Here is a 19,563-nt window from a genome sequence, read left to right on the forward strand (position 1 = left end):
CCGAGCCTAGGCGAGGTGCCGAGTGGTGGGGCAAGAGCGTTTTGCTTACTTTTGCGCTGTTCAAAAGTGAGCCGCTGTAAGAGCGGAACCAATATCAGCCATCACCCAAATAACGGATATGTACCCAGCCCCCAGCCCCCAGCAGCCCAACACATTGGCGTATCCTTACCCCTCCACCCCAAGGCCCGATCAAAAAATGCTGGTGATATCCAACAACGTGCACCTCCCCGACGCCGAGATCGAGCTGACAGCCATCCGCGCCCAGGGCGCTGGCGGTCAAAACGTCAACAAGGTCTCCAGCGCCGTGCACCTGCGTTTCGACATCCCGGCCTCGTCCCTGCCTGACTTCTACAAGGAACGCCTGCTGGCCCTGCGCGACACCCGCATCACCAGCGAAGGCGTACTGATCCTCAAGGCCCAGCAATACCGCACCCAGGAACAAAACCGCGCCGACGCCCTCGAGCGCCTGGTGGAACTGATCCTCAGCGCCACCAAGGTCGAAAAGAAACGCCGCCCCACCAAACCCACCCTGGGCTCAAAGAAGCGCCGCCTCGAATCCAAGACCAAACGCGGCAGCATCAAGGCCGGCCGCGGCAAGGTTGATTTCTAAGCCGCGTCCCGCTCCTCGCGGTACTTCGGCGCCTGCCGATACAAATACAGGCTCAACAGCAACCCGCCAAACGCCGCGATCGCCGCAAACAGGAAGATCGAGGCAAACCCGAACCCCGCCGCAATCGCCCCGGCCAACGGCCCGGTGATCCCCAACGACAAATCGATAAACAGCGAATACGCCCCCACCGCCGCACCCCGGCTCGAGGCGGGCACCAGGTTGACCGCCTCCACACCCAAGGCCGGAAACACCAGGGAAAAGCCAAACCCGCTCAACGCCGCACCCGCCAACGCCAAATGAGGATCCGGCGCCAGCCACAGCAGCAGCAGCCCCAGCGTCTCCACCGACAAACAGGCAATCGCTACGCGAAACCCGCCAATGCGGTTGATCAAATTGCCGAACAACAACCGCGCCCCGATAAAGCTGGCACCGAACAGGCTCAGGCACAGCACCGCGTTATCCCAATGCTGGGTCGCGTAATACAAGGTGATGAAGGTGGCGATGGTGCCAAACCCGATCGAGCCCAGCGCCAGCCCGCAGCCGTGAGGCAACACGCGCCCCAGCACATGCATGAACGGCAGGCGCTCGCCCACCACGATCGGCGCGGCGACTTTCGGCCAGGCCAGCAGCAGGCCCAGCACCGCCAGCAGGATGATGCTGACGCCCATGCTCCACAGCCCGAAATGACTGACCAGCAACACCCCCAGCGGTGCGCCGATGGCCAGGGCGCCGTAGCTGGCGATGCCGTTCCAGGAGATGACCTTGGCGGTATTCGCCGCACCCACCCGGCCAATGCCCCAGCCGATGGAACCCGAGCCCACCAGGCTTTCAGCGCTGCCCAGCACCAGGCGGCCAATCAGCAGGCTGGTGAGGCTCAGCGCCGGCAGGTGTGACAGCCACGCCGAGAGCAACATGAACACGCCGCTCAACCCGCAACCGGCCAGGCCGTACATGACGGCGCGCTTGCTGCCGCGGTTATCGATGATGCGTCCCGCGTAGGGCCGGCTCAGCAGAGTGGCCAGGTATTGCACGCTGATCACAAGGCCCGCGATCACGGCGCCAAAGCCCAGGTCGCTGTGCACATAGCCAGGCAACACGGCCAGGGGAATGCCGATATTCAGGTAGCCGATGAAGGTGAACAAAACGATGGAAACGACTTGCAGCGTGACCGCCATGGGGCGCTGGGTATCTGGCATGGGGAGAGGTCCACTGTCGCAGCAGGAAAAGATAGGCTGCTTATGATACCGATGCTGGGCGCGTGCGGGGGCAGCAAAGCAAACTTTTAGCGATCGGCGGGGTTGAGCAGTTGCGTGGTTACCAACGCGGCGAGGGCGTTTTCCTGGGTGCCGAAGCGCTTGAGCAGGAGGGCCTGTTTTTCCGGGGTGAGGCGGTTCCATACGTCGACCATGTGCAAGGCAGTGTCGAGCAGGGCGGTATCGGGGGTGGTGTCGGTCATGGCGGGGCTCACGGTGTTCAGGCGGTGTGGAAAGCGCGCAATGTCACGCTTTCCACACGGTCTGGGTACGGCTCTCAGTCTTCGCTCTTGCGGTCGACCGGTTTTGCCTCTTTGGGCTCGGGCTTGGTGGCACCGGCCTGTTGCGGGGTTGGCTGCTCAGTTTCGTGCAGGCTTGGGAAGGGGAGATTAGGGATTTCGTGCATCGTCGTCGCTCCTCGCAAGATCTGTTTTATCAATCGCAGGTGATTCCGCGCGTTCAAAAAGCCTGTGCAGGATACAGCACTGTAAATGACAGAAAGATTTTATCTCAGAAAATGAACGCGTCTTCATCCCGCCGCGCAAGTGACGTGGCGCCACAGGGGTGTCGATTGTCATCGTACAACATCACCCTTCACGGATTGACATCGTACTGCGGACTGAATATAACGCTAACAGTTGTATGACGACATATGACGTTACAGTTTTATAGCGCCCGTAATACGGATGCGCTCGGTCGCAGAACGTACGCCTCAAATCTAAAAATAATTAAGGTGAAGCGATGAAAATCAAAGGCATCCGTTGGTGGATGGTCGGGCTGATGACGGTCGGCCTGATTATTAACTACCTGGCCCGCAACACGCTCTCAGTCGCAGCCCCCACGCTGATGACCGACCTGAGCATCTCCACTGAGCAGTATTCCCACATCGTTGTTGCCTGGCAGGTGTGCTACGCCTTGATGCAGCCGATCGCCGGTTATGTGATCGATGCGATCGGTACCAAGATGGGCTTTGCCATCTTCGCCATCTCCTGGTCGGTAGTCTGTGCCCTGGCGGCATTCGCCACCGGTTGGCAGAGCCTGGCAGTGGCCCGTGGCGCACTGGGGCTGACGGAGTCGGCGGGCTTCCCCGGCGGCGTCAAGGCGATTACCGAGTGGTTCCCGGCCAAGGAGCGCTCCGTCGCCATCGGCTGGTTCAACTTTGGTTCGTCGTTTGGTGCGTTGTTGGCGCCGCCACTGGTGGTCTGGGCGATTTTGCACAGCGGCTGGCAGTTGGCATTCCTGATCGTTGGCGGCATCGGCCTGGTGTGGAGCGGGCTGTGGCTGCTGCTGTACAAGCACCCGCGTGACCAGCGCCTGCTGGCCCAGGCCGAGCGTGAGTACATCGAGGCCGGCCAGGAAACCCACCTCAAGGAAGGCGTGCAGAAGAAAGCCAGCTGGAAGCGCATCCTCAAGAGCCGCAACTTTTTCGCCATCGCCTCGGCGCGGATGCTCTCGGAGCCGGCCTGGCAGACGTTCAATGCCTGGATTCCGTTGTACCTGATGACCGAGCGGCACATGAACATCAAGGAAATGGCGCTGTTCGCCTGGCTGCCGTTCCTGGCCGCCGACATTGGCTGTGTGCTGGGTGGCTACCTGAGCCCGTTGTTCCACCGCTACTTCAAGGTCTCGCTGTTCACCTCGCGCAAGCTGGTGATGCTGTTCGGTTGCCTGTGCATGATCGGCCCGGCGTGCATCGGCCTGGTGGACAGTGCCTACACCGCGATTGCCCTGCTGTGTGTCGGCGGTTTCGCCCACCAGACCTTGTCGGGTGCACTGTTTTCCATCGCCTCGGACTCATTCGGCAAGAATGACGTGGCCACCGCCACCGGTGGCGGGCAGATGTGCGGGTTTATCGGGGCTGCGGCATTTACTGCGGTGTTCGGCGTGCTGGTGACCAAGGTCGGCTACAGCCCGCTGTTTGTGGTGCTGGCGATTTTCGACATCATTGCGGCCATCGTGATCCTGATGGTGGCCCGGGAGATCGTCAAAGATCCGGAGCCAGCCACCCAAACCGGTCACGGCGGCACATTGCTGCCGGTTTAACCCTGGCGTTCCATCGCCGCCTTGTAGAGCGAGTTCTTCGGCTGGGCAAACACCCGCGCCAGCATCGGCTCGAAGAAGCTCAGCGGCAGGGTGTCGTAGGCCGGGTCGAACGCCGCCGCGTCGTACTGCGCGCAGAACTCGATGGTTTGCCGGTACTGCGGGTGGTCGCCAAATTGCTCGCGCAGGTGGCGGTCCATCCCCAGGTGGTGGAAGAAGTAGTAGCCCTGGAAGATCCCGTGCTTCTCCACCATCCACAGATTCTCGGCGCTTACGAACGGCTTGAGAATCGCGGCGGCGATGTCCGGGTGGTTGTAGGAACCGAGGGTGTCGCCGATGTCGTGGAGCAGGGCGCACACCACGTACTCTTCATCCCGGCCATCGTGCCAGGCGCGGCTGGCGGTTTGCAGCGAGTGGGTCAGGCGGTCCACCGGGAAGCCGCCGAAGTCGCCCTCCAGCAGCCGTAGATGCGCCAGGATCCGGCTTGGCAATTGCCGGGCGTAAGCACTGAAATCCTTGGCGATGATCGCCCAGTCTTCCTGGGTACCATCCTGCATATGGGTGAAACGGGCCTGCTGGTTCATCAAAGCCTCTCTTATTGTTCTTCAAGCGTGGGGCTAGAACGGCACCTTGCCCAGAATCATGTCGCGGTACATCACGAAATCCCCCAACAGGCTGTACAGCGGATGCTGGAAGGTCGCCGGGCGATTCTTTTCAAAGAAGAAATGGCCGATCCAGGCAAAGCTGTAGCCGGCCACCGGCAGCGCCAGCAGCAGCCACCACGCACCTTTGCCGATCGCCAACGCGAGTATGAAGATAACGAGGCTGGTGCCGATAAAGTGCAGGCGACGGCACGTACTGTTGCCGTGTTCGCTCAGGTAATACGGGTAGAAATCGGCGAAGCTGTTGAATTGCCTGGCATTTTCCACAGTGGTCGGCCCTCTGGTTATTGTTCTGCCCGACAGATGTTCGGCGGGGAGCTTATTTGAGTCTAGAGTCATCAGTGGTAACAGCCAGTGACAATAGATGCCACTTTAGTATCCTTCGGATTCCTGGCTGTCGTTTCAGCCTTCCTTGTTAAGAAAACGCCATGAGCGAACGAACGACTTCTGCAAGCTGGGCGATGGGGATAGTCAAGGCGCTGGAAATGGACGGCCTGGATTGCCGTGCCTTGTTCAAGCAGCTTGGCCTGGATTACGCCGCGCTGAATGACCCGGATGCACGCTTCCCCCAGGACTCCATGACCCGGCTCTGGCAGCGCGCGGTCGAGCTGTCGGGCAACCCGGCGATTGGCTTGAACATGGGCAAGGTGGTGCGCCCGGCATCGTTTCATGTGGCCGGCTACGCCTTGATGTCCAGCAATACCCTGGCCGAAGGTTTTATGCGGCTGGTGCGTTACCAGCGAATCATTGCTGAAAGTGCCGACCTGAGTTTCCGCCTGTTGCCCGAAGGTTATGCGCTGATTCTGACGGTGCACGGCGACCACCTGCCGCCTACCCGGCAAAGTGCCGAAGCGTCCCTGGCCAGTGCCCTGGCGTTATGCGGCTGGCTGACCGGGCGCACGTTGCAACCGCGCAAGGTGCTGGTGCAGGGCGATCAGCCAGCGGACCTGGCGCCCTACAAACAAGCCTTCCATGCACCGCTGGTGTTCAACGCGCCCTATGACGCGCTGATTTTCGAACGGGCCGATATGGAAGCGCCGTTGCCCACGGCGAACGAGGCGATGGCGTTGTTGCACGATCGTTTTGCCGGGGAGTACCTGGCGCGGTTTTCCGAGAGCCGGGTGACCCACAAGGCGCGGCAGGTGCTATGCCGATTGCTGCCCCAGGGCGAGCCCAAGCGTGAAGTGGTTGCGCAGACGTTGCACCTGTCCCAGCGCACCTTGCAGCGCCGCTTGCAGGAGGAGGGCACGAGTTTCCAGACCTTGCTCGACGACACCCGCCGCGAACTGGCCGAGCAATACCTGGCGCAGCCGAGCATGACCCTGCTGGAAATTGCCTACCTGTTGGGGTTTGCCGACCCGAGCAACTTCTTTCGTGCGTTCCGCCGCTGGTTCGATGCCACGCCCGGCGAGTACCGGGCGCGGTTGCATGAGCTGCCTGTCAGTGACGCCAAAACGCCGGAATGCACAGCACAAACACCGTAATGATCTCCAGCCGGCCCAGCAGCATGCCGAATGACAGGATCCACTTGGCAGCGTCCGGGAGGGTGGAGAAGTTACCGGCCGGGCCGATGGTTTCCCCCAGGCCCGGGCCCACGCCGGACACGGTACTGGCGGCGCCGGTCAGTGCGGTCATCCAGTCCAGGCCCAGCAACGACAGGGCCAGGGCGATCGCGCAGATGGTGATGGCGAAGAAAAACGAGAAGGTCAGGATCGACCGCACGATTTCTTCATCGAGGCGATGGCCGTTGTACTTCTGCTTGATCACCGCCCGTGGGTGAATCAGCTGGTTCAAGTTGGCCTTGAGCAGGATGTAGGCGACCTGGAAACGGAAAATCTTGATCCCGCCAGCCGTGGAGCCGGAGCAACCGCCCACAAAGCCCAGATAGAAGAACAGCATCAGCGAGAAATTGCCCCAGATGCTGTAGTCCCCCAGCGCAAAACCTGTGGTAGTGACTACCGAAGTCACGTTTACCGCCACGTGGCGCAGCGCCTCCAGCCAATGCAGATTGGTGGTCCACCAATACCAGGTGCCGAGCACCAGCCAGGTCACCAGCAGCAAGCCGAGCATGCCTTGCACCTGCTGATCCTTGATCAGTGCCCGGCGGTTGCCACGCATCGTGGCCACATACAGGGTGAACGGCAGGCTGCCCATGATCATCACCACCACGGCCACCCAGTGCACCGCCGGCTGTTTCCAGTGGGCCAGGGATTCGTCGGAAGTGGAAAACCCGCCGGTGGAAATTGCTGACATCGCATGGTTGATCGCATCGAACAGCCCCATCCCGGCCCACCAGAACGCCAGGCTGCCGAGGATGGTGATGCCCACGTACGCCGCCACGATCAGGCGCGCCACCATGTGTGAGCGGGGCATGACCTTTTCCGAGCGGTCGGAGGATTCGGTCTGGAACAGGCGCATGCCACCGATGCGCAGCAGCGGCAGGATCGCCACCGCCATGCCGATAAAGCCGATACCGCCGAGCCAGTGCAGCAGCGAGCGCCAGATGAGGATGCCCGGGGACATGGTGTCCAGGCCGCTGAGCACCGTGGAACCGGTGGCGGTGATGCCCGACATGCTTTCGAAGAACGAGTCGGTGTAGCTGATGTGTTGGGTCAGCAGGAACGGCAGTGCGGCGAAGATGCACACCACCAGCCAGCTGGAGACGGTCAGCAGGTACATGTCCCGCGGGCGCAGGTGCACGTGTTCCGGGCGGCCGGGGATGACCAGTGCCAGGCCCGCGATAAAGGTAATCAGGCTGGCCCAGAGGAACGACGGCAGGTCGCTGGTGCGTTCAAAAAACACCAAGGTCGCCATGGGGATGACCATGGCGATCGCCAGGGTGATCAGGAAGATGCCGATAATGAAACCGATTATCCGTAAGGTCGGCAACGCCATGAGGTCCGCTCGGGGTGACAGGAAAGGCGCCATTCTACCTGCGGTGCAGGGCAAGTAAACCGGGGGGGCGTTGGAGACGTGGCAGATCAAGTGTGGGAGCGGGCTTGCTCGCGAAAGCGGTGTATCAGTCAACGGATGCATTGGCTGACCCACCGCTTTCGCGAGCAAGCCCGCTCCCACAGGAGATTTGTGCTGGTTGATGGAGCTTGGAGGGCAGGCACAAAAAAGGCGACCCGAAGGTCGCCTCATTCAACGCGGCACTGATCAGAACTCGTGATCAGCGTTATCCGGGTTCAAGTCACTGATGCCCAGCTTGCCAGCAGCCTGTTCGATCGAACCGGTCTGCTTCACCAATGCGGCGATGGCGTCACGTACGATCTGGTTGCCTTTGTCGTTACCGGCAGCAATCAACTGGTCGTAGTGTTCGCCGTTGTTGGCGTGGTCCACCATCACCTGGATCTTCGCTTCGGTGGAGGCCAGGTCAGCCTTCAACGCTTCATCGGCCGCCGGGTCGGCCTTGGCCACCAGGGAAGACAGGCTGGCGCCGGTCATCTTGGTACCGTCGGTGCGGGTGTACTCACCCAGGTAAACGTTACGAATACCCTTGGCGTCGTAGAAGTGCGAGTTGTGGGTGTTGTCGCTGAAGCAGTCCTGTTCGTCTTCCGGCGAGTTGGCTTCCAGGGAAACCTTCATGCGCTCACCGGCCAGCTCGCCCAGGGACAGGCTACCCATGCCGAACAGCATCTTGCGCAGGCCATCGGTCGCAGGTTCTGCTTCCAGCGTGGCGCGGTAGTTGTCTTCGACGTTGGGCTTCCAGTTGCCGACCATTTCTTCCAGGTCGCTGACCAGCAGTTGAGTCACGGCGCGCAGGTAGGTGCGGCGGCGCTCGTTGTGGCCGCCAGTGGCGCCATCACCGGTCATGTAGTCCGACGCTGGGCGGTTGCCGGCGCCCGGGCCGGTGCCGTTCAGGTCCTGGCCCCAGAGCAGGAATTCAATTGCGTGGTAGCCGGTGGCTACGTTGGCTTCGGAACCGCCCAGCTCATTCAGGCTGGCGAGTTTTTCCGGGGTGATGTCTTTGACATCGACCTTGTCTTCGCCGACCTGGATCTCGTTGTTGGCGATGATGTTGGCGGTGGCGCCAGGGTTGCCCAAGGCGTGTTCGTAGGTCTTGTCGACGTAGTCGATCAGGCCTTCGTCCAGGGGCCAGGCGTTCACCTGGCCTTCCCAGTCGTCAATGATGGTGTTGCCGAAGCGGAACACTTCACTCTGCAGGTACGGCACGCGCGAGGCGATCCAAGCGGTACGGGCCGCTTTCAGGGTGTCGTCGTTCGGGTTGGCAAGGAAAGTGTCGATCGCGGTTTGCAGGGTTTTCGCGGTGGACTCGGCATCGCTGTACACCGCGAACACCATGTCAGCGTAATGCGCGACCACAGCCTTGGCGGCGGCCTCGTCTACCTGGCCTGCCGGGGCAGCCGCCGGGGCGGTGGTGCTGGCGGCGGCCGGGGCTTGAGGCGCGGCGGCCTTGTCTTTGCCTTCACCGCAACCGGCGAGCGAAATGGCAATGGCGAGAAGGCTGGCGGTGGCCAGGGGCATACGAATCATGGCGAACATCCTGCTTCGGTTGTTGATGGGGCACGCGGGGGGGCGCGCAAAACTGCGACATAATGCGAAAGATTTGCATTTTGTGTAAAGCGTTATAAGCAGGAAATATTTAGTATCGATTTGCCGGCCATCGGTGCGCGTGGCCCCGATGGCCGGCATCGCTTCAGAGGATGGCGGCGTTATTGCGCTGGGCCTGTTTCAAGTAGGCCACCAACTCCCGTGCCGGCAAGGGTTTGCTGTAGTGGTAGCCCTGACCCTCGTGGCAACCCTCGGAGATGATGTAGGCCTCCTGTTCGGCGGTCTCCACACCCTCGGCGATCACCTGCATGCCAAGGCTTTTGCCGAGCTGGATGATCGCCCGCACGATGGTCGCATCGTCGTCGTCATCCAGCAGGTCCTGGACGAAGCTCTTGTCGATCTTGATCTTGTCCAGCGGCAGGCTTTTCAGATAGCTCAGGGACGAATAGCCGGTGCCGAAGTCATCAATCGCAATCAGTGCCCCGGAGCGGCGCAGGCTCAGCAGGTGCTGGGCGGCGGTGCTGATGTCTTCCATCAGGCCGGTCTCGGTGACTTCCAGCTCCAGGCTACGCGGCGGCAAGCGGTAGATTTGCAGCAGGTTGTTGACCACCCGTGGCAGCTCGGCGTGGTGCAGCTGTACGGTCGACAGGTTGACCGCCATGCGCAGCTCGGTGAAGCCCAGGTCATGCCATTCCCGCAGTTGCCGGCAGGCCTGGTCCAGTACCCATTCGCCGATGGCAATGATGGTGCCGTTCTGTTCGGCCAGGGGGATAAACAGGTCGGGCGGCACCAGGCCGTGCTCCGGGTGCTGCCAGCGGATCAACGCTTCGACACCCACCACACGGTGGTCGAGATAGCTGATCTGCGGCTGGTACACCAGGTGAAACTGCTCGCGGCTCAAGGCGTCGCGCAGATCCTTTTCCAGCTCGCGGCGGCGGCGCATTTCGCTGTCGACGCTGGCGATATAGAACTGGTAGCGGTTGCGCGAGCGGCTCTTGGCCAGGGTCATGGTCTGTTCGGCTTTTTGCAGCAGCTTCTCGGTGCTGTCGCCGTCTTCCGGGAACAGGGTAATGCCGATGGTGGCACGCAGGCGGATCTGTTCGTGATCGAGGGCGAATTCGGCTTCCAGGTCGTCGAGGATGCTTTGTGCCAATTCGGCGGCTTCGTAGGGCTGCTCGATATCGGCCTGCACCAGGGCGAACTGGTCGCCGCCGAGGCGGGCGAGGGCGCCGAGGCGGCCGCTGTGGGCGCGCAGGCGGTCGGCCAGGGCCAGCAGCAACTGGTCGCCGGCCTGGTAGGTGAACTGCTCGTTGACGCTTTTGAAGTCATCCAGCCCCACGCACAACACCGCGACCCGACGTTGCCGGCGGCCGGCGTCGATCAGGATCTTGTCCAGTTGCTCCTGCAGTTTCTGGCGGTTCGGCAGGCCGGTCAGGAAGTCGTACTGGGCCATGCGCAGCAGGCTGTTTTCCGCCTCATGGCGCAAGTGCGTATTGCGCTCGATGGATTCGAGCAACTGGTTGGCGGTGTTGATCCAGAGCCCCAGCTCGTTTTTCTCGTGGCCCTTGAGCTGCGGGATCTTGTGCTCGCTGGGGCGGTCGGGGTTGATCGAACTCAGGTGCTCGATGATGCGCGAGAGCGGCTTGGTCAGCAGCCAGTGATAGACCAGGTACAACACCAGCCCCATGGCCAGCGCCCGCAGCACCCCGGAGATGAAAATGATCACCGAACTGACAAGAAACCCTTTGCCATAGGTGGCGGTGTCGAGGGTGATGCTCAGGTCACCGTAGTACTCGCTGTAAGGCCCGCGCCCCACCAGCGGCGTGGTGAAGGTGCGTTCCTGGCCCAGGATCAGGTCGGTCAGCCAGCGGCTCGGGGATTGTTGCAGGTCGCGGGTTTTTTCCGCGAGCATGGTTTCGTTGGGGTGGCCGATGGAGGCCATGCGCACGGCATCATCCTGGAACAGGCCTTCGATGACCTGCATGCCCATCTCCCGGTCCAGGCTGTAGACGGCCTGGGTGGACGGGTCGCGAAACATGTCGAGGATGCGCTGGGCATCACCGGCCACGGCCTGGCGCGTCTTGTACGCATCAAAGACGATCTGCGCCGCGCTCAGTACCACGCCCACGGCCAATGCCGAAAGCAGTACCACCCGTAGCAACTTCACCGACAAGCTGTTTTTGAGTTCCAGCTTCAAAGGGTTATTCCTTGTTCCATGCGGGTAGCCTCAATATGCCATGAGTATTGGCAATCCCGTGAGGGCAGTCAAAGGGACATTGCGGCCAGGGCAGGTTTTGCAGTTTAGATGAGCGCGTCCGGGGGTGAGACGTTGGGAGGGGGAATGGAAAGGCAGGCCTGGCATGGAGCGAAGTCGGCGGATCGTACGTGCCGACTTCTTGTACTGTCTTTTCAGGACGAGCGCGGGTTTTTCAGGCCAGCGAAACAAACCGTCGAGCGTCAGCGCCCATCAGGTAAACGAAATTTTCGGCGGTTGTGGCTGGTCTTGCGCCTGAGGGTCGATTTGCCCCAAGGCCTGTCGAGCTATGTCCACGGTCTTATCAAGGATGCCCAAGCTTTTGTCCAGGACGTCCAGGCCCTTATCTGTCACGTTATCGAACACGTTAAGTGCTTGAGGGGCCATGCCGATCAAAGATGCTAGATCCATATCAAGTTCTCCTGCAGTCAATCAGAGGGACATTCCTCTTACATGCTGCGTGGCGAAATCCTTTTGATGAGTTCCAGCGTTTTCCTGGCATTTTTCCATTTGTAATCGCCCACAAAAAAGCCCGGCAATCGCCGGGCTCTTTCTACTGCAAGCGGTACTTAAGCGGTGAAGGTCTTGCCTTCGAACTGCTCAGCCACGAACTTCCAGTTGACCAGGTTCCAGAACGCTTCCACATACTTTGGACGCACGTTGCGGTAGTCGATGTAGTAAGCGTGTTCCCAGACGTCGCAGGTCAGCAGCGGGGTGTCGCCGCTGGTCAGCGGGTTGCCGGCGCCGATGGTGCTGGCCAGGGCCAGGGAACCGTCAGCCTTTTTCACCAGCCAGCCCCAACCGGAACCGAAGGTGCCGACGGAAGTCTTGGTGAACTCTTCCTTGAACTTGTCGAACGAACCGAAGGCAGCGTTGATCGCCTCAGCCAGTGCGCCGGTAGGTTGGCCGCCAGCGTTTGGCGCCAGGCAGTTCCAGTAGAAAGTGTGGTTCCAGACCTGAGCGGCGTTGTTGAAGATGCCGCCCGAAGAAGACTTGACGATTTCTTCCAGGGTCTTGCCTTCGAACTCGGTGCCAGGCACCAGGTTGTTCAGGTTCACGACATAGGTGTTGTGGTGCTTGTCGTGGTGGTATTCCAAGGTTTCCTTGGAAATGTGCGGCTGCAGGGCATCGTGTGCGTAGGGCAGCGGCGGCAATTCGAAAGCCATGATGATTCTCCTAATCAGGTCAGTTGCGGTGAGCGCAAGGCCGATCACGGGCGGCCAAACAAGCGCCGGGGAGTTTGTACTCTTTGCGGCGCAGGGGCTGGATCATAGCACCGGGGGTGCGGCAAAACCACGCAACAACTGTGTGGGATAGAGGTTCCAGAGCGTTTTGGAATATCTACGCTGCGCTGATTAATTGATAGGCCACGCTGAACATCATGGCGGCTACCAGCAGGTCCAGAATCCGCCAGGTGGCGGGGCGCGCCAGCCACGGTGCCAGCCATGCGGCGCCCAGGGCCAGGGTCATGAACCACAGGAATGAAGCGCTGGCGGCCCCGGCCACGTAGGCGCCCGGTTCGGTTTGCTGGGCGCCGAGGGAGCCGATCAACAAGACGGTGTCCAGGTACACGTGGGGGTTGAGCAACGTCACCGCCAGGGCGCTGAGCATCACCGCCTTCAACGAGCGTACCTTGAGGTTCTCGCCCTCGCCCAGGCTCTGCTTCGAGCAGGCCCGGCGCAGGGCGAGGGTACCGTACCAGAGCAGGAACGCCGCGCCACCCCAGCGGGCAATCGCCAGCAATACCGGGTTATGCGCCAGCACGGTGGCCAGGCCGAATACGCCGGCGGCCACCAGGATCGCGTCGCACACCACGCACAGTGCCGCCACCGGCAGGTGATGTTCGCGCCGCAGGCTCTGCGCCAGCACAAACGCGTTCTGGGTGCCGATCGCCATGATCAAACCAAAGGCCACCAACAGGCCGTTCATATAGCTTTGCCACATAGGATTTACTCCGCGCCCGCCGCCAATTGCCGCAACACCGTCATGGCGCGCTCGGCATCGGCGCGGCCGACAAACAGGTGATCGTGGTAGTAGCCGGCAATCACGTTGCAACTGATCCCGGCCTGGCCCAGGGCCGTGGCGAACGCGGCGGTCAGGCCGACCGCTTCCAGGGCCGAATGCACGTTGAGGGTGATCCACGCAGCCACATAGTCGAAGGCCAGTCCGGCCCGCTCGGCCTGCTGGCGCTCGACGATCAACGTCAGGCCTTCCTGCTCGCGGAAGCTGCCGATCACCTCGCAACCTTCGGGGATTCGGCTGTCGGCCAGGGTGCAGAACACGTAGTCGCCGTCATTGAGCTGTGGGCTCATGCTGCGCAGCAGGGTTGCCAGGGCGGTTTCGCCAGCCATGTGGAGGTCCTTGAATAAGAAGAAGCGATGCTGGCTATTCTCCCGTCCAAGGCTGTATAAGAAAAACCAATATTGCTGATCGCTCATTAGGAAAACTGATGTTCGACTATAAATTGCTTTCCGCCCTGGCGGCGGTGGTGGAACAGGCCGGCTTCGAGCGGGGCGCGCAGGTATTGGGAATTTCCCAGTCGGCGATCTCCCAGCGCATCAAGCTGTTGGAGGCGCGGATCGGCCAGCCGGTGCTGGTACGTGCCACGCCGCCGACGCCCACCGAGATCGGCCGCCGCCTGCTCAACCACATGCAACAGGTACGATTGCTGGAGCGCGACCTGCAAAGCCAGGTGCCCGCGCTGGATGAAGAGGGCATGCCCGAGCGCCTGCGCATCGCCTTGAATGCCGACAGCCTGGCCACGTGGTGGGCCGAGGCGGTGAGCGACTTCTGCGCCGAGCAGCATTTGCTGTTGGACCTGGTGGTAGAAGACCAGACCGTCGGCCTCAAGCGCATGCGCGCCGGCGAAGTGGCAGCCTGTATTTGCGCCAGCGAACGCCCGGTGGCCGGTGCCCGCAGCCTGTTGCTCGGCGCGATGCGGTATCGGGCGCTGGCCAGCCCGGCGTTTGTCGCCCGGCACTTTCCCGAGGGCGTGCGGGCCGATCAACTGGCCCGCACGCCGGCGCTGGTGTTCGGCCCGGATGATTTCCTTCAGCATCGCTACCTGGCGTCCCTGGGCGTCGACGGTGGTTTCGAACACCATCTATGCCCCTCGTCTGAAGGTTTTATTCGCCTGACGGAAGCCGGATTGGGCTGGGGCCTGGTGCCCGAACTGCAGGTGCGCGACCAACTGGAAAAGGGCGTGTTGGTGGAGTTATTGCCAGATAAGCCGATCGATGTGCCGCTGTACTGGCATCATTGGCGCAGTGGTGGACAATTGCTGGGCCTGCTGACGGATCATCTGGCACACACAACGGGGCAATGGTTGGTGCCGTTGGCGTGATGGCCAGCGTCAAGGCAACAGCGATGAAAAACGAAAGAATGCGGAGTAAGTCATGAAAATTCTGGTCACCGGCGCAAGCGGCTTCATTGGCGGGCGCTTTGCGCGTTTCGCCCTGGAGCAGGGCCTGGACGTGCGGGTCAACGGGCGGCGGGCCGAAGGTGTGGAACACCTGGTACGGCGCGGCGCCGAGTTTATCCAGGGTGATTTGAATGATCCGGACCTGGTGCGCGAGCTGTGCCGCGACGTCGAGGCCGTGGTGCATTGCGCCGGGGCCGTGGGGCTGTGGGGGCGTTATCAGGACTTCCACCAGGGCAATGTGCTGGTTACCGAAAACGTGGTGGAGGCCTGCCTCAAGCAGCGGGTCGGGCGCCTGGTGCACCTGTCTTCGCCGTCGATCTACTTCGACGGCCGTGACCACCTGGGCTTGACCGAAGAACAAGTGCCCAAGCGTTTCAAGCATCCGTATGCAGCCACCAAATACCTGGCGGAGCAAAAGGTGTTTGGCGCCCAGGAGTTTGGCCTCGAAGTGCTGGCCCTGCGCCCGCGCTTTGTCACGGGGGCCGGCGACATGAGCATCTTCCCGCGCCTGTTGAAGATGCAGCGCAAGAACCGCCTGGCGATTGTCGGCGATGGCCTGAACAAGGTCGATTTCACCAGCGTGCACAACCTCAATGAAGCCCTGCTCAGCAGTTTGCTGGCGACAGGCTCGGCGTTGGGCAAGGTCTACAACATCAGCAACGGCGCCCCGGTGCCGGTGTGGGATGTGGTGAACTACGTGATGCGACAGATGGACATGCCTCAGGTCACCCGTTATCGGTCCTACGGCTTGTCTTACAGCGTTGCGGCGCTCAATGAAGCTTTCTGTGCCATGTGGCCAGGGCGCCCGGAACCGTCTTTGTCACGGCTGGGCATGCAGGTGATGAACAAAGATTTCACCCTCGACATCACCCGCGCACGGCATTATCTCGACTACCAGCCCAAGGTCAGCCTGTGGGCGGCCCTCGACGAGTTCTGCAGTTGGTGGAAGGCCCAGGACGTGGGACTTAAATAACCGGCAACACACCGGGAACCGAATTTGCGAACCCGGGTCGATCAGTGCGGCAGGTCGGGGGTTTATACTCCGACGCCTGGCTATCCATATGCCACCTCAAAGGATTTAAGGTTGATTCATGCGTAACGATGCTAACGACGACTTCGACAACGTTCCCAGCCTGCGGGCCGACACCTCGGACGACGATGATTTCGAGCCCACGCCGGCTACCTCCGTGCGCTCCCGGCCTGCGCCGGTTGTCAAGGTCAAGAGCGCCAGTACCGGGCCGCTGTGGGCATTGGTCGGTGCGCTGCTGTTCGCCTTCGCCGGCCTTGCCTGGTGGAGCTTCCAGCAGATTTCCCTGATGGGCCAGCAACTGGTGGCGACCCAGGAAAGCTTCGCGCGCATCAGCGAGGAAGCGGCGGGGCGCCTGCAGGATATTTCCGGCAAGGTGGTGGCCAGCGAAGCCAATGTGAATAATGGCAGCGAGGCCCTGAAACTGCAGATCAAGCAGCTGGAGACCCAGTTGCTGGAGCAGGGCAAGCAGCAGATGGGCGTGGCCGGCCAGGCAACGGACCTGGACAAGCGCCTGGAGCAGATGACCGCCAGCACGACCCAACTGTCCAGTGCCAACGCGCAATTGCAGGGCCAGGTCCAGGCGCTGACGGAGGCGGTGGCTACCCTCAAGTCCCGGGACGCCGAGTTCAAGGACCTCTCCGCCGACGTCGCAGCCCTGAAAAAACAGGGCAACCCCACGGCCGCCATCGCCCGCCTGGAGCAGGACCTTGTGGTCCTCAAGAGCGAACTGGACAACCGCGCCGCGGCTTCCGACGGTCCGTCCACCAAGGAGTTCGACGTGTTCCGCATCCAGACCACGCGTAACGTCACTGCCTTGCAAAGCCAGGTGCAGAACCTGCAGCAGCAGATCAACCAGCCGGCCCGGATCACCCCTCTCGGGCAGCAGTGATGTGAGGTGCTGCAGGCGTCACTACACATGACGCCTGCAGGCCCTGGCACAATCAATGTCACCAATCGGTGACATTTCCCGTCTCCTTCGTTACTTGCCCTCGCGCCGCCCTTGTTTAGACTCCCGTCATCCCGCACATAATAAAAAGGGCTAATCATGACCACGCAACCACTGCCTACCAGTAGTTGGCTGAACGCACCTGCCCATCACGCCTGGCTTGCCACTGAAGGCCAGCGCCTGCTGTCATTCGCCAAGGCTTCCAGGCTGCCTGACGGCTTCGGCAACCTCGACGATCAAGGCGTCCTGCCGCCCGATGCCGTCGCCGAAACCATGAACACCGCCCGCATGACCCATAGCTTTGCCATGGCCCATGGCCTGGGCCTGCCAGGTTATGCCGACCTGGTGGAACACGGCGTCGTGGCCCTCAGCGGCCCGCTGCGTGATGCCCGGCACGGCGGTTGGTTCGCCACGCCCGACGCCCGCGACGGCAACACCGGCAAGGCCGCCTACCTGCACGCCTTTGTCGCCCTGGCCGCCAGCTCCGCAGTAGTGGCCGGCGCGCCCGGCGCGCAAACCTTGCTCAACGACGCGATCCACATCATCGACCAGTACTTCTGGAACGAAGAGGAGGGCGCGATGCTCGAGTCCTTCGCCCAGGACTGGAGCGGGGTAGAAGCCTATCGCGGCGCCAACAGCAACATGCACGCCACTGAAGCCTTCCTGGCCCTGGCCGATGTCACCGGTGAAACCCGCTGGCTGGACCGGGCACTGCGCATCGTCGAGCGGATTATTCATACCCATGCGGCGCAAAACCGGGACATGGTGATCGAGCATTTCGACAGCCATTGGCAACCCCTGCGTGGTTACAACGAAGACAACCCGGCCGATGGTTTTCGTCCCTACGGCATCACCCCCGGCCACGGCTTCGAATGGGCGCGACTGGTGTTGCACCTTGAGGCTGCGCGCCTGGATGCCGGGCTCGTCACCCCTGAGTGGCTAGTGACCGACGCCAAGGGCCTGTTCGCCAGCGCCTGTGAATACGCCTGGGCCGTCGACGGCGCCCCCGGCATTGTCTACACCCTCGACTGGAGCCAGCGCCCCGTGGTACGCGAGCGCCTGCACTGGACCCATTGCGAAGCCAGTGCCGCTGCCCAGGCGCTGCTCAAACGCACGGGGGAGCTGCATTACGAAACCTGGTACCGGCGCTTCTGGGAGTTCTGTGAAACCCGTTTCATTGACCGCACCCACGGCAGCTGGCACCACGAACTGAGCCCGAAAAACCAGCCCAGCGCGAAAATCTGGGGTGGCAAACCGGACCTCTACCACGCCTGGCAGTCTGTCTTGCTGCCGGGGCTACCCTTGTCACCGAGCATGGCCAGTGCCGTGGCCACCGGGCGCTATGTCACCAAGTGGTGACATTTTGGCGTCCCTTTGTTACCTGCACCTGAAAAATCCCTGTTTAAACTCGTTTGCAGCGCAAGCACCGACTTGCATGCATAACAACAAGAAAAAAGGTACTCAGATGAAAGCGATCAGTCGCCTCGCCGTAGCTATTTCCGTTGCCTCGTTGTTTCCCCTCAGTGCTTTTGCCGCCGACTCGAAAGGGACGGTTGAAGTTGTGCATTGGTGGACCTCGGGTGGCGAGAAAGCGGCAGTAGATGTCCTGAAGGCCCAAGTTGAAAAAGACGGTTTCACCTGGAAAGACGGTGCCGTCGCCGGCGGTGGCGGTTCCACTGCCATGACCGTACTGAAAAGCCGCGCCGTTGCTGGCAACCCGCCAGGCATGGCCCAGATCAAAGGCCCCGACATCCAGGAATGGGCGTCCACCGGGCTGCTCGACACCGACGTCCTGAAGGAACCCGCCAAAGAAGAGAAGTGGGACAGCCTGCTGGACAAGAAAGTCTCCGATACCGTGAAGTACGAAGGTGATTACGTGGCCGTGCCGGTGAACATTCACCGCGTGAACTGGCTGTGGATCAACCCGGAAGTGTTCAAGAAAGCCGGTATCACCAAGAACCCGACCACCCTCGAAGAATTCTACGCAGCGGGCGACAAGCTCAAGGCCGCGGGCTTCATTCCGCTCGCCCACGGTGGCCAGCCTTGGCAGGACAGCACCGTCTTCGAAGCGGTCGTGCTCTCGGTCATGGGGGCTGACGGTTACAAGAAAGCCCTGGTGGACCTCGACGAAAAAGCCCTGACCGGCCCTGAAATGATCAAGTCCCTGACCGAGCTGAAGAAAGTCGCGACCTACATGGACGCCGACGGCAAAGGCCAGGACTGGAACCTGGAAGCCGCCAAGGTCATCAACGGCAAGGCCGGCATGCAGATCATGGGTGACTGGGCCAAGAGTGAATGGACCGCCGCCAAGAAAGTCGCCGGCAAAGACTACGAGTGCGTAGCCTTCCCGGGCACCGACAAGGCCTTCACCTACAACATCGACTCCCTCGCAGCCTTCAAGCAGAAAGACAAAGGCACTGCTGCCGGTCAGCAGGACATCGCCAAGGTCGTGCTGAGCGAAAACTTCCAGAAAGTCTTCAGCATCAACAAGGGCTCGATCCCGGTTCGTATCGACATGTTGCAAGACATGGGCAAATACGGCTTCGACTCCTGCGCCCAGACTGCTGCCAAGGACTTCCTGGCGGATGCCAAGACTGGCGGCCTGCAACCAAGCATGGCCCACAACATGGCAACCACGCTGGCGGTACAAGGCGCGTTCTTTGATGTCGTGACCAACTACATCAATGACCCGAAAGCTGACCCTGCCGATACCGCGAAGAAACTCGCGGCAGCGATCAAGTCGGCCAAGTAACGGTTAGTACCGAATGGCCTTGTGGGGGGACCCCTAACCCCCACAAGGCATGTTCCTGTAGTCCTTTTTCCCTGTACTGG

The 19,563-nt window shown here is 61.4% G+C and carries 20 protein-coding genes; 8 read left to right on the forward strand and 12 right to left on the reverse strand.

The annotated features are described in order from the left end of the window. The first annotated feature begins 196 nt into the window (after positions 1–196). Complete coding sequence (arfB, locus tag HX814_RS03285) at positions 197–610, forward strand: alternative ribosome rescue aminoacyl-tRNA hydrolase ArfB (protein ID WP_003212972.1); 414 nt, start codon at positions 197–199, stop codon at positions 608–610. On the opposite strand, the gene HX814_RS03290 is transcribed toward arfB, so the two are convergent. The 3 genes from HX814_RS03290 to HX814_RS31425 all read right to left on the reverse strand — a co-directional run bounded on the left by HX814_RS03290 (position 607) and on the right by HX814_RS31425 (position 2,269). After that, positions 607–1,806, reverse strand: coding sequence for an MFS transporter (locus HX814_RS03290; RefSeq protein WP_177008479.1), 1,200 nt, complete (start codon positions 1,804–1,806; stop codon positions 607–609). The two genes, arfB and HX814_RS03290, sit on opposite strands and share 4 nt — an antisense overlap. An 86-nt stretch (positions 1,807–1,892) precedes the next feature. Further along, positions 1,893–2,066 (reverse strand): hypothetical protein, encoded by a 174-nt coding sequence (locus HX814_RS03295; protein ID WP_008430977.1) that lies wholly within the window; start codon positions 2,064–2,066, stop codon positions 1,893–1,895. Between the two features lie 74 nt (positions 2,067–2,140). Continuing rightward, positions 2,141–2,269, reverse strand: a complete 129-nt coding sequence (locus HX814_RS31425; RefSeq protein WP_003212978.1) for a hypothetical protein — start codon at positions 2,267–2,269, stop codon at positions 2,141–2,143. Positions 2,270–2,631: 362 nt separating this feature from the next. Between HX814_RS31425 and HX814_RS03300 the strand changes: the two genes are divergently transcribed. Then, positions 2,632–3,906 (forward strand): MFS transporter, encoded by a 1,275-nt coding sequence (locus HX814_RS03300; protein ID WP_052024259.1) that lies wholly within the window; start codon positions 2,632–2,634, stop codon positions 3,904–3,906. On the opposite strand, the gene HX814_RS03305 is transcribed toward HX814_RS03300, so the two are convergent. Beyond that, complete coding sequence (locus HX814_RS03305) at positions 3,903–4,487, reverse strand: HD domain-containing protein (RefSeq protein ID WP_003212982.1); 585 nt, start codon at positions 4,485–4,487, stop codon at positions 3,903–3,905. The two genes, HX814_RS03300 and HX814_RS03305, sit on opposite strands and share 4 nt — an antisense overlap. 33 nt (positions 4,488–4,520) lie before the next feature. Next, complete coding sequence (locus HX814_RS03310) at positions 4,521–4,832, reverse strand: DUF962 domain-containing protein (RefSeq protein ID WP_003212984.1); 312 nt, start codon at positions 4,830–4,832, stop codon at positions 4,521–4,523. A gap of 161 nt (positions 4,833–4,993) precedes the next feature. Between HX814_RS03310 and HX814_RS03315 the strand changes: the two genes are divergently transcribed. Beyond that, positions 4,994–6,049: an AraC family transcriptional regulator gene (locus HX814_RS03315; RefSeq protein ID WP_003212986.1), complete on the forward strand. Its 1,056-nt coding sequence runs from the start codon at positions 4,994–4,996 to the stop codon at positions 6,047–6,049. Here the strand turns inward: HX814_RS03315 and HX814_RS03320 are convergent. The 7 genes from HX814_RS03320 to HX814_RS03350 form a co-directional block, all read right to left on the reverse strand. After that, positions 6,006–7,460: a TrkH family potassium uptake protein gene (locus HX814_RS03320; protein ID WP_177008478.1), complete on the reverse strand. Its 1,455-nt coding sequence runs from the start codon at positions 7,458–7,460 to the stop codon at positions 6,006–6,008. The two genes, HX814_RS03315 and HX814_RS03320, sit on opposite strands and share 44 nt — an antisense overlap. Before the next feature lie 264 nt (positions 7,461–7,724). Beyond that, positions 7,725–9,062: an imelysin family protein gene (locus tag HX814_RS03325; RefSeq protein ID WP_003212990.1), complete on the reverse strand. Its 1,338-nt coding sequence runs from the start codon at positions 9,060–9,062 to the stop codon at positions 7,725–7,727. A gap of 163 nt (positions 9,063–9,225) precedes the next feature. Next, complete coding sequence (locus tag HX814_RS03330) at positions 9,226–11,277, reverse strand: bifunctional diguanylate cyclase/phosphodiesterase (RefSeq protein ID WP_003212994.1); 2,052 nt, start codon at positions 11,275–11,277, stop codon at positions 9,226–9,228. A 270-nt stretch (positions 11,278–11,547) separates the two neighbouring features. Further along, the gene (locus tag HX814_RS03335; protein WP_003212995.1) at positions 11,548–11,745 is read right to left on the reverse strand and encodes a hypothetical protein; all 198 of its coding nucleotides are present in this window, start codon (positions 11,743–11,745) and stop codon (positions 11,548–11,550) included. A 158-nt stretch (positions 11,746–11,903) separates the two neighbouring features. Continuing rightward, positions 11,904–12,500 (reverse strand): superoxide dismutase, encoded by a 597-nt coding sequence (locus HX814_RS03340; protein ID WP_003212997.1) that lies wholly within the window; start codon positions 12,498–12,500, stop codon positions 11,904–11,906. A gap of 175 nt (positions 12,501–12,675) precedes the next feature. Further along, positions 12,676–13,278 carry a LysE/ArgO family amino acid transporter gene (locus tag HX814_RS03345; RefSeq protein ID WP_003212999.1) on the reverse strand — a complete coding sequence of 201 codons (603 nt, stop codon included), beginning with the start codon at positions 13,276–13,278 and terminating at the stop codon, positions 12,676–12,678. Between the two features lie 5 nt (positions 13,279–13,283). Continuing rightward, complete coding sequence (locus tag HX814_RS03350) at positions 13,284–13,685, reverse strand: ACT domain-containing protein (RefSeq protein ID WP_003213000.1); 402 nt, start codon at positions 13,683–13,685, stop codon at positions 13,284–13,286. Between the two features lie 98 nt (positions 13,686–13,783). Here HX814_RS03350 and HX814_RS03355 point away from each other — a divergent pair, with 98 nt between their 5' ends. The 5 genes from HX814_RS03355 to HX814_RS03375 all read left to right on the forward strand — a co-directional run bounded on the left by HX814_RS03355 (position 13,784) and on the right by HX814_RS03375 (position 19,483). Next, positions 13,784–14,677: a LysR family transcriptional regulator ArgP gene (locus tag HX814_RS03355; protein ID WP_177008477.1), complete on the forward strand. Its 894-nt coding sequence runs from the start codon at positions 13,784–13,786 to the stop codon at positions 14,675–14,677. A gap of 52 nt (positions 14,678–14,729) precedes the next feature. Further along, on the forward strand, positions 14,730–15,728 hold the full coding sequence (locus HX814_RS03360; RefSeq protein ID WP_003213003.1) for an NAD(P)-dependent oxidoreductase: 999 nt from the start codon (positions 14,730–14,732) through the stop codon (positions 15,726–15,728). A gap of 118 nt (positions 15,729–15,846) precedes the next feature. Further along, positions 15,847–16,674, forward strand: a complete 828-nt coding sequence (locus tag HX814_RS03365; RefSeq protein ID WP_003213005.1) for a hypothetical protein — start codon at positions 15,847–15,849, stop codon at positions 16,672–16,674. A 156-nt stretch (positions 16,675–16,830) separates the two neighbouring features. Further along, positions 16,831–18,090 (forward strand): AGE family epimerase/isomerase, encoded by a 1,260-nt coding sequence (locus HX814_RS03370; RefSeq protein WP_177008476.1) that lies wholly within the window; start codon positions 16,831–16,833, stop codon positions 18,088–18,090. 106 nt (positions 18,091–18,196) lie between these two features. Beyond that, positions 18,197–19,483: an ABC transporter substrate-binding protein gene (locus HX814_RS03375; protein WP_177008475.1), complete on the forward strand. Its 1,287-nt coding sequence runs from the start codon at positions 18,197–18,199 to the stop codon at positions 19,481–19,483. The last annotated feature ends 80 nt before the right edge of the window (positions 19,484–19,563 follow it).

Source organism: Pseudomonas sp. C8002 (assembly GCF_013385765.1).
Taxonomy (GTDB): Bacteria; Pseudomonadota; Gammaproteobacteria; order Pseudomonadales; family Pseudomonadaceae; genus Aquipseudomonas.

Bases quoted from the DNA above. Each gene is read 5' to 3' on its own strand.
- HX814_RS03345 (WP_003212999.1), bottom strand. From the start codon at position 13,278: ATGTGGCAAAGCTATATGAACGGCCTGTTGGTGGCCTTTGGTTTGATC.
- HX814_RS03350 (WP_003213000.1), bottom strand. From the start codon at position 13,685: ATGGCTGGCGAAACCGCCCTGGCAACCCTGCTGCGCAGCATGAGCCCA.
- HX814_RS03325 (WP_003212990.1), bottom strand. From the start codon at position 9,062: ATGATTCGTATGCCCCTGGCCACCGCCAGCCTTCTCGCCATTGCCATT.
- arfB (WP_003212972.1), top strand. From the start codon at position 197: ATGCTGGTGATATCCAACAACGTGCACCTCCCCGACGCCGAGATCGAG.
- HX814_RS03290 (WP_177008479.1), bottom strand. From the start codon at position 1,806: ATGCCAGATACCCAGCGCCCCATGGCGGTCACGCTGCAAGTCGTTTCC.
- HX814_RS03295 (WP_008430977.1), bottom strand. From the start codon at position 2,066: ATGACCGACACCACCCCCGATACCGCCCTGCTCGACACTGCCTTGCAC.
- HX814_RS03315 (WP_003212986.1), top strand. From the start codon at position 4,994: ATGAGCGAACGAACGACTTCTGCAAGCTGGGCGATGGGGATAGTCAAG.
- HX814_RS03355 (WP_177008477.1), top strand. From the start codon at position 13,784: ATGTTCGACTATAAATTGCTTTCCGCCCTGGCGGCGGTGGTGGAACAG.
- HX814_RS03375 (WP_177008475.1), top strand. From the start codon at position 18,197: ATGAAAGCGATCAGTCGCCTCGCCGTAGCTATTTCCGTTGCCTCGTTG.
- HX814_RS03320 (WP_177008478.1), bottom strand. From the start codon at position 7,460: ATGGCGTTGCCGACCTTACGGATAATCGGTTTCATTATCGGCATCTTC.
- HX814_RS03335 (WP_003212995.1), bottom strand. From the start codon at position 11,745: ATGGATCTAGCATCTTTGATCGGCATGGCCCCTCAAGCACTTAACGTG.
- HX814_RS03305 (WP_003212982.1), bottom strand. From the start codon at position 4,487: ATGAACCAGCAGGCCCGTTTCACCCATATGCAGGATGGTACCCAGGAA.
- HX814_RS03360 (WP_003213003.1), top strand. From the start codon at position 14,730: ATGAAAATTCTGGTCACCGGCGCAAGCGGCTTCATTGGCGGGCGCTTT.
- HX814_RS03300 (WP_052024259.1), top strand. From the start codon at position 2,632: ATGGTCGGGCTGATGACGGTCGGCCTGATTATTAACTACCTGGCCCGC.
- HX814_RS03370 (WP_177008476.1), top strand. From the start codon at position 16,831: ATGACCACGCAACCACTGCCTACCAGTAGTTGGCTGAACGCACCTGCC.
- HX814_RS03340 (WP_003212997.1), bottom strand. From the start codon at position 12,500: ATGGCTTTCGAATTGCCGCCGCTGCCCTACGCACACGATGCCCTGCAG.
- HX814_RS31425 (WP_003212978.1), bottom strand. From the start codon at position 2,269: ATGCACGAAATCCCTAATCTCCCCTTCCCAAGCCTGCACGAAACTGAG.
- HX814_RS03365 (WP_003213005.1), top strand. From the start codon at position 15,847: ATGCGTAACGATGCTAACGACGACTTCGACAACGTTCCCAGCCTGCGG.